Source organism: Pseudomonas sp. Pseusp3, from assembly GCF_047304225.1.
In the GTDB taxonomy this organism is placed as follows: Bacteria; Pseudomonadota; Gammaproteobacteria; order Pseudomonadales; family Pseudomonadaceae; genus Aquipseudomonas; species Aquipseudomonas fluorescens_CD.
In genome coordinates this window covers 1-16,384 of record NZ_JBGLYV010000059.1, presented here as the reverse complement: position 1 = coordinate 16,384, position 16,384 = coordinate 1, and the positions used below count along the sequence as shown (strand labels likewise).

15 protein-coding genes and 1 tRNA gene are annotated in these 16,384 nt (G+C 60.1%); 14 read left to right on the top strand and 2 right to left on the bottom strand.

Annotated elements, in window-relative coordinates:
- Positions 1-43 precede the first annotated feature (43 nt).
- The 8 genes from ACCD00_RS19675 (at position 44) to ychF (ending at position 6,961) form a co-directional block, all read left to right on the top strand.
- Positions 44-1,768: a tetratricopeptide repeat protein gene (locus ACCD00_RS19675; protein ID WP_413427047.1), complete on the top strand. Its 1,725-nt coding sequence runs from the start codon at positions 44-46 to the stop codon at positions 1,766-1,768.
- Positions 1,769-1,772: 4 nt separating this feature from the next.
- Positions 1,773-2,390 (top strand): lipoprotein insertase outer membrane protein LolB, encoded by a 618-nt coding sequence (gene lolB / locus ACCD00_RS19670; RefSeq protein WP_413427045.1) that lies wholly within the window; start codon positions 1,773-1,775, stop codon positions 2,388-2,390.
- Position 2,391: 1 nt separating this feature from the next.
- Positions 2,392-3,243, top strand: a complete 852-nt coding sequence (gene ispE / locus ACCD00_RS19665; RefSeq protein ID WP_413427043.1) for a 4-(cytidine 5'-diphospho)-2-C-methyl-D-erythritol kinase — start codon at positions 2,392-2,394, stop codon at positions 3,241-3,243.
- Between the two features lie 36 nt (positions 3,244-3,279).
- Positions 3,280-3,354, top strand: a tRNA-Gln gene (locus ACCD00_RS19660).
- Positions 3,355-3,400: 46 nt separating this feature from the next.
- Positions 3,401-4,342 carry a ribose-phosphate pyrophosphokinase gene (locus tag ACCD00_RS19655; protein ID WP_003171603.1) on the top strand — a complete coding sequence of 314 codons (942 nt, stop codon included), beginning with the start codon at positions 3,401-3,403 and terminating at the stop codon, positions 4,340-4,342.
- A gap of 142 nt (positions 4,343-4,484) precedes the next feature.
- Positions 4,485-5,084, top strand: coding sequence for a 50S ribosomal protein L25/general stress protein Ctc (locus ACCD00_RS19650; protein WP_008016617.1), 600 nt, complete (start codon positions 4,485-4,487; stop codon positions 5,082-5,084).
- 169 nt (positions 5,085-5,253) lie between these two features.
- Positions 5,254-5,838 (top strand): aminoacyl-tRNA hydrolase, encoded by a 585-nt coding sequence (pth, locus tag ACCD00_RS19645; RefSeq protein WP_007973893.1) that lies wholly within the window; start codon positions 5,254-5,256, stop codon positions 5,836-5,838.
- Positions 5,839-5,860: 22 nt separating this feature from the next.
- Positions 5,861-6,961: a redox-regulated ATPase YchF gene (gene ychF, locus ACCD00_RS19640; RefSeq protein WP_413427041.1), complete on the top strand. Its 1,101-nt coding sequence runs from the start codon at positions 5,861-5,863 to the stop codon at positions 6,959-6,961.
- Positions 6,962-7,147: 186 nt separating this feature from the next.
- On the opposite strand, the gene ACCD00_RS19635 is transcribed toward ychF, so the two are convergent.
- Positions 7,148-8,365: an MFS transporter gene (locus ACCD00_RS19635; RefSeq protein ID WP_413427039.1), complete on the bottom strand. Its 1,218-nt coding sequence runs from the start codon at positions 8,363-8,365 to the stop codon at positions 7,148-7,150.
- A 334-nt stretch (positions 8,366-8,699) separates the two neighbouring features.
- Here ACCD00_RS19635 and ACCD00_RS19630 point away from each other — a divergent pair, with 334 nt between their 5' ends.
- On the top strand, positions 8,700-10,757 hold the full coding sequence (locus tag ACCD00_RS19630) for a methyl-accepting chemotaxis protein (protein WP_413427037.1): 2,058 nt from the start codon (positions 8,700-8,702) through the stop codon (positions 10,755-10,757).
- Between the two features lie 15 nt (positions 10,758-10,772).
- On the opposite strand, the gene ACCD00_RS19625 is transcribed toward ACCD00_RS19630, so the two are convergent.
- A complete protein-coding gene (locus ACCD00_RS19625) occupies positions 10,773-11,678 on the bottom strand; it encodes a LysR substrate-binding domain-containing protein (protein WP_413427035.1) in 906 nt (301 codons plus the stop codon).
- Between the two features lie 226 nt (positions 11,679-11,904).
- Here ACCD00_RS19625 and ACCD00_RS19620 point away from each other — a divergent pair, with 226 nt between their 5' ends.
- From ACCD00_RS19620 to ACCD00_RS19600, 5 genes are all read left to right on the top strand, one after another.
- Positions 11,905-13,023 carry an ABC transporter ATP-binding protein gene (locus tag ACCD00_RS19620; RefSeq protein WP_413427033.1) on the top strand — a complete coding sequence of 373 codons (1,119 nt, stop codon included), beginning with the start codon at positions 11,905-11,907 and terminating at the stop codon, positions 13,021-13,023.
- Between the two features lie 15 nt (positions 13,024-13,038).
- Positions 13,039-13,959: an ABC transporter permease gene (locus tag ACCD00_RS19615; protein WP_108228443.1), complete on the top strand. Its 921-nt coding sequence runs from the start codon at positions 13,039-13,041 to the stop codon at positions 13,957-13,959.
- Positions 13,959-14,765 carry an ABC transporter permease gene (locus tag ACCD00_RS19610; RefSeq protein ID WP_008016604.1) on the top strand — a complete coding sequence of 269 codons (807 nt, stop codon included), beginning with the start codon at positions 13,959-13,961 and terminating at the stop codon, positions 14,763-14,765. Before ACCD00_RS19615 ends, ACCD00_RS19610 begins: the two co-directional genes overlap by 1 nt.
- 27 nt (positions 14,766-14,792) lie before the next feature.
- Positions 14,793-15,839 carry an extracellular solute-binding protein gene (locus ACCD00_RS19605; RefSeq protein WP_413427030.1) on the top strand — a complete coding sequence of 349 codons (1,047 nt, stop codon included), beginning with the start codon at positions 14,793-14,795 and terminating at the stop codon, positions 15,837-15,839.
- A 60-nt stretch (positions 15,840-15,899) separates the two neighbouring features.
- On the top strand, positions 15,900-16,384 hold a 485-nt coding region (locus ACCD00_RS19600; protein WP_413427028.1), incomplete at its 3' end, for an amidase family protein.

Genomic DNA, 16,384 nt, shown 5'->3' with positions numbered 1-16,384 from the left:
GTGTCATGATGATCTGACCGCAGGTTAGTCGTCCTCTTCCTATATGAATAGATCTTCCGCGTTGCTCCTCGCTTTTGTCTTCCTCAGCGGCTGCCAGGCCTTGGCACCCGTTTCGTCGGACGGTACGCCGCCGGTTGAAGACAGCACCCCGGCCCCTGAAAAGCCCAAGGTCTACAGCTCGTTCAGCGAGGAAACCATCTTCAGCCTGTTGAGCGCCGAACTGGCTGGCCAACGCAATCGTTTCGACATTGCGCTGGACAATTATGTGACCCAGGCCATCAACACCCAGGATCCGGGCATCTCCGAGCGGGCATTCCGTATCGCCGAATACCTGGGCGCCGATCAGGCAGCCCTGGATACCGCGCTGATCTGGGCCAGGAACGCCCCCAGCGACCTCGAAGCGCAACGCGCAGCCGCCGTGCAACTGGCGCGCGCCGGGCGTTATGACGACTCCATGGCCTATATGGAGAAAGTCCTGCAAGGCAAGGGCGACACCCATTTCGACTTCCTCGCGCTGTCCGCGGCCGACACCGACCAGGACACCCGCAACGGCTTGATGAAAAGCTTCGACCGTTTGTTGCAGCGTCACCCGAACAACAGCCAGCTGATTTTCGGCAAGGCGCTGCTGATGCAACAGGATGGCGACGCCAAAGGCGCGCTGACGCTGCTGGAAAACAATCCACCGGATGACGGCGAAATCGCTCCGATCCTGCTGCGCGCACGCCTGCTGCAAACCCTCAATCGCGGTGACGAAGCCCTGCCGCTGCTGCAGAAAAGCATCAAGAAATACCCGGACGACAAGCGCCTGCGCCTGACTTACGCACGCATGCTGGTTGAACAGGACCGCATGAACGACGCCAAGGCCGAGTTCTCGAGCCTGGTCCAGCAATACCCGGAAGACGACGAACTGCGTTACTCCCTGGCGCTGGTCTGCCTGGAAGCCAAGGACTGGAAGGAGGCCAAGGGTCATCTTGAAGACCTGATCGCCCGGGAAAGCCATGTCGACTCGGCGCACCTGAACCTCGGCCGCATCGCCGAAGAACAAAACGACCCGCAAGGCGCACTGATCGAATATGCCAAGGTTGGCCCGGGCAACGACTTCCTGCCGGCGCAATTGCGTCAGGCCGACATCCTGATCAACAACGGCAAGACCGCCGAAGCGCAACGCAAGCTGGCGGCAGAGCGCGATGAACAGCCGGATTACGCCATCCAGTTGTACCTGATCGAAGTCGAAACCCTGTCCGCCAACAATCAGGGCGACAAGGCCTGGAATGTTCTGCAACAGGCCTTGCAGAAATACCCGGACGACTTGAACCTGCTCTACACCCGCGCCATGCAGGCGGAAAAACGCAATGACCTGGCGCAGATGGAAAAAGACCTGCGCACGATCATCAAGCGCGACCCGGACAATGCCATGGCGTTGAACGCCCTCGGCTACACCCTGTCCGACCGCACAACGCGCTACGCCGAAGCCAAGGCCCTGATCGAACAGGCGCACCAGATCAGTCCGGAAGACCCGGCGGTACTCGACAGCCTTGGCTGGGTGAATTACCGCATGGGCAACCTCGACGAAGCCGAGCGCCTGCTGCGCCAAGCCCTGGATCGCTTCCCCGATCAGGAAGTCGCCGCTCACCTGGGCGAGGTCCTGTGGGCCAATGGCAAACAGCGCGAAGCCAGACAGGTCTGGGGCAAGTTCCTCAAGGAACAGCCTGACAGCCCTACCCTGCGCGGCACCATCAAACGCCTGACCGGATCAGAGACTCTTTAAGATTATGTTTTTGCGCCATTTCATCGTTTTCAGTTTTATCGCCCTGCTCGCCGGTTGCGCCGGACTGGGTCCCCGCGAATCGGTCGAGGGACACGGCAATCCAGCCCAATGGCGTGAGCACAAACAGCAACTGACCAGCCTCGATGGCTGGCAGATCGACGGCAAGATCGGCATCCGCGCCCCGAAAGACTCGGGCAGCGGCACGCTGTTCTGGCTGCAACGCCAGGATTACTACGACATTCGCCTCTCCGGCCCGCTGGGTCGTGGCGCGGCACGCCTGACCGGACGGCCGGGCAAGGTTTCGCTGGAAGTCGCCAACCAGGGGCGTTACGACGCACCGAACCCTGAAGTGCTGCTCGAAGAGCAACTGGGCTGGAAGTTGCCGGTGTCCAACCTGGCGTGGTGGGTCCGCGGGCTTCCGGCTCCGGACAGCAAAAGCCACGTGACACTGGATGCCGACAGTCGCCTGGCCAACCTCGAACAGGATGGCTGGCAGGTCGAATACACCGACTACACCCAGCAAAACGGCTACTGGCTGCCCGAGCGAATCAAGCTGCATGGCACCGACCTTGACGTCACACTGGTGATCAAGGCCTGGCAACCGCGCAAACTGGGGTCGTGACATGCCAGCCAATCGCCTGACTTTGCCGTCTCCGGCCAAACTCAACCTGATGCTGCACATTCTCGGTCGCCGCGAAGACGGCTACCACGAACTGCAAACGATGTTTCAGTTTCTCGATTACGGCGACGAAATCACTTATGCCCTGCGCGATGACGGCGTCATTCAACTGCACACCGAATTCGCAGGCGTCCCCCACGACAGCAACCTGATCGTCAAGGCCGCGAAAAAACTCCAGGAACAGTCCGGGTGCACACTGGGTGTCGACATCTGGATCGAAAAAATCCTGCCCATGGGCGGCGGCATTGGCGGCGGCAGTTCGAATGCTGCAACGACTCTGCTCGGTCTCAATCACCTGTGGCAATTGGGTTGGGATGAAGATCGCCTGGCTGGCCTGGGATTGACGCTGGGCGCCGACGTCCCGGTTTTCGTACGTGGCCACGCGGCTTTCGCCGAGGGTGTGGGGGAAAAACTGACCCCTGTCGACCCGGAGGAACCGTGGTATCTCGTGCTCGTGCCGCAAGTCTCTGTAAGTACGGCAGAAATTTTTTCAGATCCGTTGTTGACACGTAACACTCCTCCCATTAAAGTGCGCCCCGTTCCCAAGGGAAACAGTCGAAATGACTGCTTGCCGGTGGTAACAAGGCGTTATCCAGAGGTACGTAACGCTTTGAATTTGTTAGGTAAATTTACCGAAGCAAAACTCACCGGAACTGGAAGTTGTGTGTTTGGGGGCTTCCCAAGCAAAGCTGAAGCTGATAAAGTCTCGGCCCTTCTTACAGAGACCCTTACAGGGTTTGTAGCAAAAGGAAGCAACGTTTCGATGTTGCATCGCAAGCTACAGAGTCTGCTCTAAAGGAACCGATTACAGGGTAATCGTTGCAACAGATACAGGGGCGTCGCCAAGCGGTAAGGCAGCAGGTTTTGATCCTGCCATGCGTTGGTTCGAATCCAGCCGCCCCTGCCATTTTCCTATACTCATCCAGGTTACCCTCAGCCTTCAGGTACTGCGCGTGTCCAAGATGATGGTCTTTACGGGGAACGCTAACCCCGATCTGGCTCGGCGTGTCGTACGTCAGCTGCATATCCCTCTCGGTGACATCTCTGTCGGTAAATTCTCCGACGGCGAAATTACAGCCGAGATCAATGAAAACGTCCGCGGTAAAGACGTCTTCATTATTCAGCCGACTTGCGCTCCGACCAACGATAACCTGATGGAACTGGTAGTGATGGCTGATGCCTTCCGCCGCTCCTCGGCTACTCGTATCACTGCTGTTATTCCTTACTTTGGTTATGCCCGTCAGGATCGCCGTCCGCGTTCCGCACGTGTGGCTATCAGCGCGAAAGTCGTGGCTGACATGCTTACCGTAGTCGGCATCGACCGTGTTCTCACGGTTGATCTGCATGCTGACCAAATCCAGGGTTTCTTCGATATTCCGGTAGATAACATCTACGGCTCCCCGGTTCTGGTGGATGACATCGAAGATCAGCGCTTCGAAAACCTGATGATCGTGTCCCCGGATATTGGTGGCGTCGTGCGTGCACGTGCCGTTGCCAAATCCCTGGGCGTGGATCTCGGGATCATCGACAAACGCCGTGAGAAAGCCAATCACTCTGAAGTGATGCATATCATCGGTGATGTCGAAGGGCGTACCTGTATTCTGGTCGATGACATGGTCGATACCGCCGGCACCCTGTGCCACGCGGCCAAGGCCCTGAAAGAGCATGGCGCAGCCAAGGTTTTCGCCTACTGCACGCACCCGGTGCTTTCGGGTCGGGCGATCGAAAACATTGAAAATTCCGTGCTGGACGAGTTGGTGGTGACTAACACCATTCCTCTGTCCGCTGCAGCACAAGCCTGTGCGCGTATCCGCCAACTGGATATCGCACCGGTAGTTGCCGAGGCGGTCCGCCGCATCAGCAATGAAGAATCGATCAGCGCGATGTTCCGCTAAGGGCCCTGCCCTTCTCGAAATGTCTCGTTGACGAAAAGCGCCCCGCCCCGGCATTCCTGTCGGGGCGGGGCTTTTTTGCCCATATCGCCTTTAGCGCTGGTCGCAAACGCTGGGGCGAGTGTGGTTATTTTGGAGATACAACATGAACGATTTTACTCTGAATGCTGAAGTGCGTTCCGACCTGGGGAAAGGTGCGAGCCGCCGCCTGCGTCGTCTCGCAAGCCTGGTTCCAGCTGTAGTTTACGGTGGCGACAAAGCCCCTGAATCCATCAGCATGCTGGCCAAAGAAGTTGCCAAACTGCTCGAAAACGAAGCGGCTTACAGCCACATCATCGAGCTGAACGTTGGTGGCACCAAGCAGAACGTCGTGATCAAAGCCCTGCAACGTCACCCGGCCAAAGGCCACGTGATGCACGCTGACTTCGTACGCGTTGTAGCTGGCCAGAAACTGACCGCTATCGTTCCAGTGCACTTCATCAACGAAGAAGCACCGACCAAGAAAGGCGGCGAAATCTCCCACGTTGTTGGCGAGATCGAAGTTTCCTGCCTGCCGAAAGATCTGCCTGAGTTCATCGAAGTCGACCTGGCTAACGCTGAAATCGGTTCGATCATTCACCTGTCCGACCTCAAAGCTCCTAAAGGCGTTGAGTTCGTTGCTCTGGCACACGGCGATGACAAGGCTGTTGCCAACGTCCACGCTCCACGTGTTGCTCCAGAAGCTGCAGAAGGCGCTGCAGAGTAATTTTACTCTGTACGCCGGAGTGACCGGAAACATCGCGGACTAGAGCGTAGCGAGAAAGCGGGCGAGAACGCGGAGTTTACATCATGGTAAATGAGCAATTTTCGTCCACTTTCGCCGCACTTCCTGATTGCGGCGATGTTATCCACCACTCCAATGAAGGGCCCCTATCGTGACTGCCATCAAACTGATCGTTGGCCTGGGAAATCCAGGTGCTGAATACGAACAGACCCGGCATAACGCAGGGGCCCTTTTTGTTGAGCGCATCGCGAACGCACAAGGCGTGAACCTTGTGGCGGACCGCAAATATTTCGGCCTGACCGGGCGCTATTCGCATCAGGGTCAGGATGTTCGTCTGCTGATTCCCACCACGTACATGAACCGCAGCGGCCAGGCCGTGGCGGCCCTTGCAGGTTTCTTCCGCATCAAGCCTGAAGAAATCCTCGTGGCACACGACGAACTCGATCTGCCTCCGGGCGTCGCCAAACTCAAAGTGGGCGGCGGCCATGGCGGTCATAACGGGTTGCGCGACATCATTGCGCAACTGGGCAATCAGAACACTTTCCACCGCCTGCGGCTTGGCATCGGTCACCCGGGCGTCGCCAGCATGGTTTCAAATTTCGTCCTGGGTCGTGCGCCACGCGCCGAACAGGAAAAACTCGATGCCAGCATCGACTTTGCCCTCGGCGTGCTGCCGGATATCCTCGCCGGGGAATGGAACCGCGCGATGAAAAACCTGCACAGCCAGAAGGCCTGACTCTTATCCGAGGGGAAACACCATGGGATTCAATTGCGGCATCGTCGGCCTGCCTAACGTCGGCAAGTCCACCCTGTTCAACGCCCTGACCAAATCCGGGATCGCGGCCGAGAACTTCCCCTTCTGCACCATCGAGCCGAACAGCGGTATCGTGCCGATGCCGGATCCGCGTCTGGACGCTCTGGCGGCCATCGTCAATCCAAAGCGCATCCTGCCGACCACCATGGAATTCGTCGACATCGCGGGCCTGGTTGCCGGCGCGTCGAAAGGTGAAGGCCTGGGCAACAAGTTCCTGGCCAACATCCGTGAAACCGATGCCATCGCCCACGTGGTCCGCTGCTTCGAAGACGAGAACGTGATTCACGTCTCCAACAGCGTCGACCCGAAACGCGATATCGAAATCATCGACCTGGAACTGATTTTCGCCGACCTCGACAGCTGCGAGAAACAACTGCAGAAAGTCGCGCGCAACGCCAAGGGCGGTGACAAGGACGCAGTGGTCCAGAAAGGCCTGCTGGAGCAACTGATCGCTCACTTCACCGAAGGCAAGCCGGCGCGCAGCCTGATGAAGAACATGGGCACCGACGAGAAAGCGGTGATCAAGGGCTTCCACCTGCTGACCACCAAACCGGTCATGTACATCGCCAACGTCGCTGAAGACGGTTTCGAAAACAACCCGCACCTGGACGTGGTCAAGGCCATCGCCGAAGAAGAAGGCGCCGTGGTTGTTCCGGTGTGCAACAAGATCGAAGCGGAAATCGCCGAGCTCGATGACGGCGAAGAAAAAGACATGTTCCTCGAAGCCCTGGGCCTCGAAGAGCCTGGCCTGAACCGCGTGATCCGCGCCGGCTACGAAATGCTGCACCTGCAGACCTACTTCACCGCTGGTGTCGAAGAAGTCCGCGCCTGGACCGTCCGCGTCGGTGCCACCGCACCGCAAGCTGCTGGCGTGATCCACACCGACTTCGAAAAAGGCTTCATCCGCGCCGAAGTGATCGCCTACAACGACTTCATCCAGTACAAGGGCGAAGCCGGTACCAAGGAAGCCGGTAAATGGCGTCTGGAAGGCAAGGATTACATCGTTAAAGACGGCGACGTGATGCACTTCCGCTTCAACGTGTAAACGCACCGCCCAAGAAAAAGCCGCGTTTTATACGCGGCTTTTTTTGTGCCTGGAATATTGCCGGCAACACCACCGAACCATTGTGGGAGCGGGCTTGCTCGCGAAGGCGGTGTGTCAGTTAGAGTTATACCGACTGACACTCCCTCTTCGCGAGCAAGCCCGATCCAACAGGGGAATTGTGTTGGATCAGGCCTTTTTGGTTCGCGGCAGGAGGATCGCCAACACCCCAAACAACGGCAGGAACGAACACAGGTAGTACACGTACTCGATGCCGTGAATGTCCGCCAGATGGCCCAGCAATGCCGCGCCAATCCCGCCGAAGCCGAACATCAGGCCGAAGAACACCCCGGCGATCATCCCGACATTGCCCGGCACCAATTCCTGGGCGTACACCACGATGGCCGAGAACGCCGAGGCGAGAATGAAGCCGATGACCACGCTGAGAATGCTGGTCCAGAACAGGTCGACATGCGGCAGCAGCAAGGTGAACGGTGCAACGCCGAGGATCGAAAACCAGATCACCGCCTTACGCCCGATCTTGTCGCCGATCGGCCCGCCAAAGAATGTCCCCGCCGCTACCGCGCCCAGAAACAGGAACAGGTGCAACTGTGAACTGGCGACCGACAGGTCGAATTTCTCGATCAGGTAGAAGGTGAAGTAGCTGGTGAGGCTGGACATGTAGAAATACTTGGAGAACACCAGCAACCCGAGCACGACCAGCGCGCTGATCACTCGCCCCCTGGAAAGGCCGTGAGTCGCCGCCTGACCCTGCTTGAGCTTGAACAGGCTCAAGTGGTTGGCGTACCAGCAGCTGATCCGGTAGAGCACGAACAGCGCAAATACCGCGAACAGGCCGAACCACGCCACGTGCCCTTGACCGAAGGGAATGATGATTGCCGCCGCCAGTAACGGGCCGAACGCCGAGCCTGCGTTCCCCCCGACCTGGAAGGTCGATTGCGCCAGCCCGAAGCGCCCGCCTGAAGCCAGGCGCGCCACGCGGGACGCTTCGGGATGGAAGGTCGAAGAACCGATGCCGATCAACCCCGCCGCCAGCAGAATCAACGGGAAGCTGCCGACCACCGACATCATCAGAATCCCGATCAAGGTACAGACCGTACCCGCCGGCAGTAGCCACGGCTTGGGATGGCGGTCGGTGTAGTAACCGACCCACGGCTGCAACAGCGAGGCCGTCAACTGGAACGTCAGGGTGATCAGGCCGACCTGGGTGAAGGTCAGGCCATAGTTGGCCTTGAGCATCGGATAGATCGACGGCAGTACTGACTGGATCAGGTCGTTGATCAAATGCGCCAGTGCCACCGCGCCGATGATGCGCATCACCAGGGGGCTGCTTTGGGGCGTAGCGGACGCCGGCACTGAACCGGTCTGGGCATTGCTGATAGCCATGGGGTTTTCCGTACAACAGGTGGGTGCAAACGGGCAGGTGCGCCAATGTGCCATTTTTCAGTGCAGCAACGCCATCCCCTTAGCCTGCTAACGACTTCGATTTTCATCGCCACATTGTTGATGGCGCATAGCCATGGTCTGAATCTTGCCTTACTTGTCTGCTTGAACGCGGCTTCCTTACAAAGGGGGCCGACAATGGGAAGTTTCGCCACAGAGTCAGCCTACAGAGCGGACAAGGGTGAACTTTCGAGGCCTTTTTAGAGGGCACGAGTCGGCGGTGCAACAACCTCCGACGCACGCCTATGGTGCGTGGTGTCCAGAGGAGTCATGGGGCATGCAGGCTTTTTTATCACCGGGGATCGGGTTGCTGGGGCGTTTCGGCTTTGCACGCAAATTCCAGCTGTTGTTTCTGCTGTTTATCCTGCCGCTCGCCGGCAGCCTGTGGATGATCGGCCAGGACTATCGCGACAAACTCAGCCTGATTTCCGGCGAACGCGCCGGGGTGCGGCAACTGCTCGCCCTTGATGCGCTGGATGACCTGCTCGCCGCCCAGCGTGATCGCGCCGCCCGGTGGCGCGCCACGGAAACCAATCGTCAGCCAACGCCGGCCACCCTCGCGGCGATGGCTGCGTTCGATGCAGCTCAACCCGCCGTCAGCCAGGCCACTGCCGAATTGGGCAATGCCCTGCAAAAAGAAGCTGCCGAGAGTGAAACGCTATCGCGTTATCAGGCCCTGCAAACCGCCCTCGATGGCCTCGACTCAAAAAGCCTGAGCAATGTCGGCTGGTGGCCGGATGGCTACGATCGCTTCACCAACGCCTTGAGCGCCCTGCAAGCCTTGCGCGAGCAGATCGCCATGGACAATCGCCTGACGCTGGCACCGTGGCTGGAAACCTACTTGCTGACGCAGATCTCCACCCAACATGCGCCAGACCTGATCGAGCGAGTCGGTCGCCTGGCGGCGGTGGGCCAGGCGTCGGTAGTGTCCGGGCAGTTCACTCTGCAAAGCCGCTTGCAACTGCGCGACTTGCGCAGCCGCATCGGCGATGCGCGCGAGCAGCTGGTGAAAACCGCAGGCCTGCTCGAAGCGCGCCTGCCCGGCGCCCTGCAAACCTGGGCCGGGCAATACCATGACAGCCTCAAGCACCTGGACGCCGGCCTGAAGGTGCTGGATGACGGCGTGTTCGGCGGCAGCATCAACCTCAAGCCGGAGGACTTCGAACGCAGTCTCGATGCCCTGCTCTCTGATCTCGCCTCGTTGCGTCAGCAGTCGCTGGTGTCGCTGGATCAACGCCTTGATTACTACCACGGCTCGGCGATCCGCCAGTTCATTGTGGTGGCCACAGTGCTGGGCTGCCTGCTGTTGGCCGCGCTGTATCTGTTCATCTGTTTGCAGGCCTCGATCCGCCGCAGCGCCAGCGGTATCACGCTACTGGCCGAGGCCTTGCGCGATGGCAATCTGAGCCTGCAAGTAGCGGTTCAAGGGCGGGACGAACTGGCGGCCATCAGCACCGCGTTGAACGTCGCCGTGGTGCAACTGCGCACCAGCCTGCAAGGGGTGGATCACGAAACCCTGCAATTGAGCCACGCCGTGCAAACCCTCAACCATCACTCCAGCGACGCCTTGGGCGAAGTCGAAGCCCAGCAGTTGCAGATCAGCCAGATCGCCGCGGCTGCGACGCAACTGGCCGCCACCTCACAAGGGGTGGCCCACAGTTGCGAACAGGCGTCCGGGAGCGCCCAGCACACCCGGCGCATTGCCGCCGACAGCAGCCGTGACAGCCAGCGCACCACCGCGAGCATCCAGCAACTCAACCAACGCCTGAATGAAACCGCAGCGGCACTGGGCCGGGTCAGCGAGCAGGGGCAGCAGATCCAGTTGGTGGTCGACACCATTCGCGGCGTCGCCGAGCAGACCAACCTGTTGGCGCTAAACGCTGCAATCGAAGCGGCGCGGGCCGGCGAACAGGGTCGCGGCTTTGCGGTGGTGGCCGATGAAGTGCGCAGCCTGTCGCAACGTACGCAATCTTCGACTGCGCAGATTGCCGGTACCGTCGATAGCTTGCGCAACACGGTGAACGAAGCCGTGAGCCTGATGGAAGCGGCCTGTGGTCAGGCGCAATCCGATGCACAGGCAGTGACAGGCCTGGGTGAGCGGCTCGGGGAAATCGCCAGCGCGGTGCAAAGTGTCACCGATACCCTGGCGCAAATCGCCACGGCGGTGGAGGAGCAGGCCAGTACCGCCGACGAGGTCAGCGGCAATATCCAGCAGGTCGATCAAGCGGCGGTGCGTTTGCTCGAAGGTGCGCGCGCGGTGAACCAGGCAGCGGACACCTTGAGCCACGGCAGCAAGGCCCTCAGCGACAACACCGGGCGCTTCCGCTTGAGTTGAATCCGGCAGCGCTGCTCAGGCGCGGATCACCGCCTCCGGGAAGTCCTGCTCCAGCTCGGTCTTGAGCCAGTCGATAAACCACACCACGTCCGCCGAGAGCTCGGTGGACGGCGTGAGCACCCGATAGCTTTCCAGCTTCACTTGCGCGTCCACCACCCGCACCAACTTGCCGCTGTGGAGTTCTTCGCGCACCAGCACTTCGTTGGCCAGCGCAATGCCCTGCCCGCTCTCGGCCACCGACAACGCGTGGTCGTTGTTGACGTAGAGCATGTCCGAATTGAGGTGCATGTCGAGGTCGTTGGCGGCGAACCACAGGTTCCACCACTCACCGTCATCGACGTGGATCAGGTTGTGTTTCACCAGGTCCGCGGGGCTGTCGATGGGCCCGACGCTGGCCAGATATTCGGGGGAACAGATCGGAAACACCCGAGGACAAATCAGGCTGGTGCGGGAGTGGGCATATTGGCCGTCCAACCCGTAGACGATGCCCAGGTCAGCGCTTTTGCCATCCACTTCGGTGAAGGTCGAATTGGGTTCGATGGCGAATTTCAAACCCGGACGCAGATGGCGCATGGTCTCTATGCGTGGCATCAGCCAGCGCTTGGCGAACCCCGGCACCACCATGATGCGCAACCAGCGCTCGGCGTGTTTGGGCTGCGCCTCTTTTCCGGCTTCGATGATCAGTTGCAGGGCGGCGCTGATCTTGCGGTGGTACTTCTCCCCTGCCGCCGTCAGGTTGACTCCGCGAGAGGTGCGCTCGAACAGTTGGATGCCCAGCCAGTCCTCCAGCAGCTTCACATGGCGGCCGATGGCCGGCTGGGTCACGTGCAGGGCTTTGGAGGCTTCGACATAGCTGCCCAACCGGGCCGCGGCATCAAAGGCACGCACCGCGTTGAGCGGCGGCAAACGGTGGTCAGGCATGGTTTTCGGACGCCTTGTGCTGTTAAATTTTTTAACAGCCCCTATGTTAAAATTGAAGTTTCGCCCCCGCAACCCCTCGCTGATAATCGAGCCACAGCAGAACAAAAGAACAGCTGGTTACAACACTCGAACGCAATCTCGATCCTGCCCAGAAAAATAATATCCATGGTCCGACGGCTCCGCTGTTTACAGCGCTCGCGGACGATGGGGGAATCGGAGGTAACGCATGAATGCCCTGCATTCGCTGCAAACGCTGGCGGTGTCCATCCGCTCAGTGCGCAAAGTCTACGGTGATCCAAAGACTGGCCCGGTGGCGCTCAAAAGCATCGACCTGGACATTCGCGACAACGAATTCTTCACCCTTCTCGGCCCTTCGGGCTGTGGCAAAACCACGCTCCTGCGGATGATCGCCGGGTTCGAATTCCCTACCGAAGGCGAGATTCTGCTCTACGGCGAAAACATCGCCGACCGCCCGCCATTCCAGCGTCCGGTCAACACGGTGTTCCAGCATTACGCGCTGTTCCCGCACATGACCATCGCCGAGAACCTGGCCTTCGGTCTTGAGTCCCACCCGATGGGCAAGATCCTGAACAAAACGCAGATGGCCGAACGGGTGCGCGAGATGCTTGCCCTGGTGCAGATGGAGCGCTTCGCCAACCGCAAGCCGGCACAACTGTCCGGTGGTCAGCAACAGCGCGTCGCCCTCGCTCGTGCATTGGCGCCACACCCGAAAGTGTTGCTGCTCGACGAACCGCTCTCGGCCCTGGACCTCAAGCTGCGCCAGGCCATGCGCGAAGAGCTGAAAACCATCCAGGCGCGTACCGGCATCACCTTCATCTTCGTCACCCACGACCAGGAAGAAGCCCTGACCATGTCCGACCGCATCGCCGTGTTGTCCGAAGGCGAAGTGCAGCAGGTCGGCCGCCCGGAAGACATCTACGAGCGCCCGCGCAATCGTTTTGTCGCGGACTTCATCGGTGAAACCAACTTCATCGAAGGCACCGTCACCCGCGTCGAAGATGGCCTGGCCTGGTTCGCCGGCCCGGCCGGTCACCCGCTGCCTGCGCAGCCGTGCAGCAATGTGCGGGTCGGTGCCAACGTCGCGTTGTCGGTGCGCCCCGAGCGTTTGCATCTGGTGCCAGGCAATACCGACGGTGCCTTGCCGTGCCGGATCGAAGCGCAGATCTACCTCGGCACCGACCTGCAATACCAGGTCAGCCTGAGCAACGGTTCGCGCCTCACCGTGCGCACCCCCAACTGCGTCGACCAGAGCAAACGCTTCGCACCGGGAAGCCAGGCCGGCCTGTTGTTTGACCAGGGTAGCGCCAGCGTCCTGCACGATTGAGCACGAGGAATTGCCATGCACGCTTTACCGATTGCCAATACCCTGGAACGTCGGCGGGCTTTCCAGAGTTTTCTCGGTGTCAGCCCCGCGCTGATTGCCATCGGCCTGTTTCTGATCGTGCCGATCCTGATCGTCATCGGTTACTCGCTGATGGAAGCCAACCCCTACGGCGGGGTGAACAAGGTGTTCAGCAGCGACGCCTACACCTCGCTGCTGTTCGAACGGCAACTGGATGACAGCCTGGCCTTCGCCGACTCCTACCTGATCATCGCCTTGCGCTCCATCGGCATCGCCGGACTGACCACCGTCATCACCTTGCTGATCGGCTTTCCGGTCGCGGTGTGGCTGGCCATGCAACCGGCCCATCGCCGAGGCCTGCTGATCTTTCTGATCACTGTACCGTTCTGGGCGAACCTGTTGATCCGCACCTATGCGTGGATCCTGCTGCTGCGTAACACCGGGGTGATCAACAACAGCCTGATGGGGCTCGGGGTCATCGATCAGCCGCTGCAACTGCTTTACACCGACGGCGCGGTGCTGCTGGGGCTGGTCTACACCTACGCGCCCTTCGTGGTGCTGCCGATCTACGCCACCCTGGAAAAAATGGACATCCGCCTTCTCGAGGCCGCTCAGGACCTCTACGCCGGGCGCGTGCGTACTTTGCGCAAGGTGGTGTTGCCTATCGCCAAACCGGGGATTCTTGCCGGCGCCATCCTCACCTTCGTGCCTTGCCTCGGAGCGATGATCGCCCCGGAACTGCTGGGCGGCGGCACGCGAATGATGCTCGGCAACCTGATCTTCCGGCAGTTCAGCGATGCCCGTAACTGGCCCTTCGGCGCAGCCCTGTCGCTGGTGCTGATGGCAGCGGTGATGTTGGTTCTGACGGTCTATGCCCTGCGTGCCGAACGCCAGCGCATCGCCAAAGGAGGTGCGTGATGATCGGCCTGTTCAAACGCAACACGCTGGGTGTGCAGGATTTCCCGGGCTTCGGCGGATTCAGTTTCCTGTTCTACCTGTATCTCTACGCGCCGATCGTGGTGCTGGTGGCGTTCTCGTTCAACGCCAATCAGTCGGCAACGGTATGGACCGGGTTCAGCCTCGACTGGTATCGCGCTGCGTTCGCCAACCAGGCCCTGCGCCAGGCGGCCGGCAACAGCCTGTTGATCGCGGTCTGCGCCAGCATGGTCGCCACGGCCATCGCCACCCTCGCCGCCCTCGGCACGTCACGGGGGGCGAAATTCAAAGGCCTGCAATTGTCCATGGGCGCAATCATGCTGCCCCTGGTATTGCCGGAAATCGTGGTCGGCGTCGCCACCCTCGCGCTGTTCTCCACCATCGGTCTGTCCCTGGGCTACGGCAACCTGATCATCGCGCACACGGTGTTCTGCATTCCGTTCGCCTTTCTGCCGATACGGGCACGCCTGAACGACATGGACCTGTCCCTGGAACAGGCCTCGGCCGACCTCTATGCCGGCCCGTGGCGGACCTTCCGCAAGGTGACCCTGCCGCTGCTGATGCCGGGGATTTTCTCCGGGCTGATGCTGGCCTTCATCGTGTCGCTGGATAACTTCGTGATCTCGATGATGGTCTCCCAGGCCGGCACCACCACCTTGCCAATCTTCATCTTCGGCCTGTTGCGCATGGGCGTGACACCCGACGTCAACGCCGTGTCGACCCTGATCCTGGGCGTCTCGGTGCTGTTCGTCACCCTTTCTTATCTGCTGGGCAAAAAGAAATCCTGAACCTTCTACGCACTGTGGGGAAATAGCATGAGCAAGTGGATTAAAAGCATCGGCACGTCGTTGTTCCTGACCTTGCCGCTGACCATGGCCGGCAACGTTCAGGCCGCGGAAAAACTCAATGTGGTGAGCTGGAGCGGTTACTTTTCGCCGGAGATCCTCGCCAAGTTCCAGAAGCAGACCGGCATTGAAGTCACCGTCGAATCCTACGACTCCAACGAAACTCTGTTGGCCAAATTGAAACAGGGCGGTGCGGGTTACGACGTGGCGATCCCATCCCACCAGTTCATTCCGATCCTGATCAAGGAAAAGCTGCTGGAGCGTTTCGACCCGGTCAACGAGCCCTACTATGCCGGCGTCGTCGACAACCTGAAAAAACCCACCTGGGACCCCGAGGGCGCCTACTCCGTGCCGTTCATCTGGGGCACCACCAGCGTGGTGCTCAACACCGAGCGCTACAAGGGCCCTGCCGATACCCTCAAGGTGCTTTACGAGCCACCGACCGAGCTGCAAGGGCGAATCAACATGTTCGACTCGGTCAGTGATGTGGTGGACATGGCCAGCCTGTACTTGAACATTCCGCTGTGCAGTGAAGATCCGAAGCAGATGCAGCAGATTCTGACCCTGCTCAAGGCGCAGAAACCGTTCGTCAAGACCTACAGTTCCAAGGCGGGTTCGATCCGCGAAAACCTGGCGTCCGGTGAGATCGACATGTCGACCTTCTGGGGCGGTTCGTCGATGCGCGCCCGGGAAATGAAACCGAGCCTGAACTACCTGTACCCGAAAGAAGGCGTACTGGCCTGGGTCGACAACATGGTCATCCCGACCGGCAGCAAGAATCCGGCGAACGCCAAGGCGTTCATTGCGTTCCTCAGCCAGCCTGAAAACGCGGCAATGACCCAGAACTTCCTCAAGCACCAGAGCCCGATCAAGGGAGTGGAACCGTTCCTCGACGCAGGCCTCAAGGATGCGCCGGAACTGCACATCCCCGAAGGCACTCCGGTGGTGTTCAGCAAGACCTGCGGCGAAGGCGCGATCCGCCTGGCCGACCGTCTCTGGACCAACCTGATGCGTTGATCGCTACCGCCCCGACGCAATGGCGGGGCGTTTTTCCAGCCGTCTGAAAGGCCGCTTGCAATGAACTCTAATAACATCAGCGAACTGGTCCTGTTGCAGGCCCACGAGCTCGCCGAACGCATCCGCCTGCGCCAGGTTTCCTGCCGGGAAGTGATGCAGACTTATCTTGCCCATATCGAACGCTTCAATCCGCAGGTCAATGCCCTGGTGAGCCTGCAAGCGCCGGAGGACCTGCTGGCCGAGGCCGATCAGCGCGACGCCGAGTTGGCCCGTGGTGAATACAAAGGCTGGATGCACGGCCTGCCCCACGCGATCAAGGACCTGTCCCTCACGCGCGGCATCCGCACTACCTTGGGTTCGCCGCTGTACAAGGACTTCATCCCCGAGCGCGACGGCATCATGGTCGAGCGGATCAAGGCCGCCGGAGCGATCATCATCGGCAAGAGCAACACCCCGGAATTCGGCCTCGGCTCGCAAAGCTACAACCCGCTGTTCGGCGCGACCGGTTGCGCCTACGACCCGAGCAAGACCGCTGGCGGCAGCAG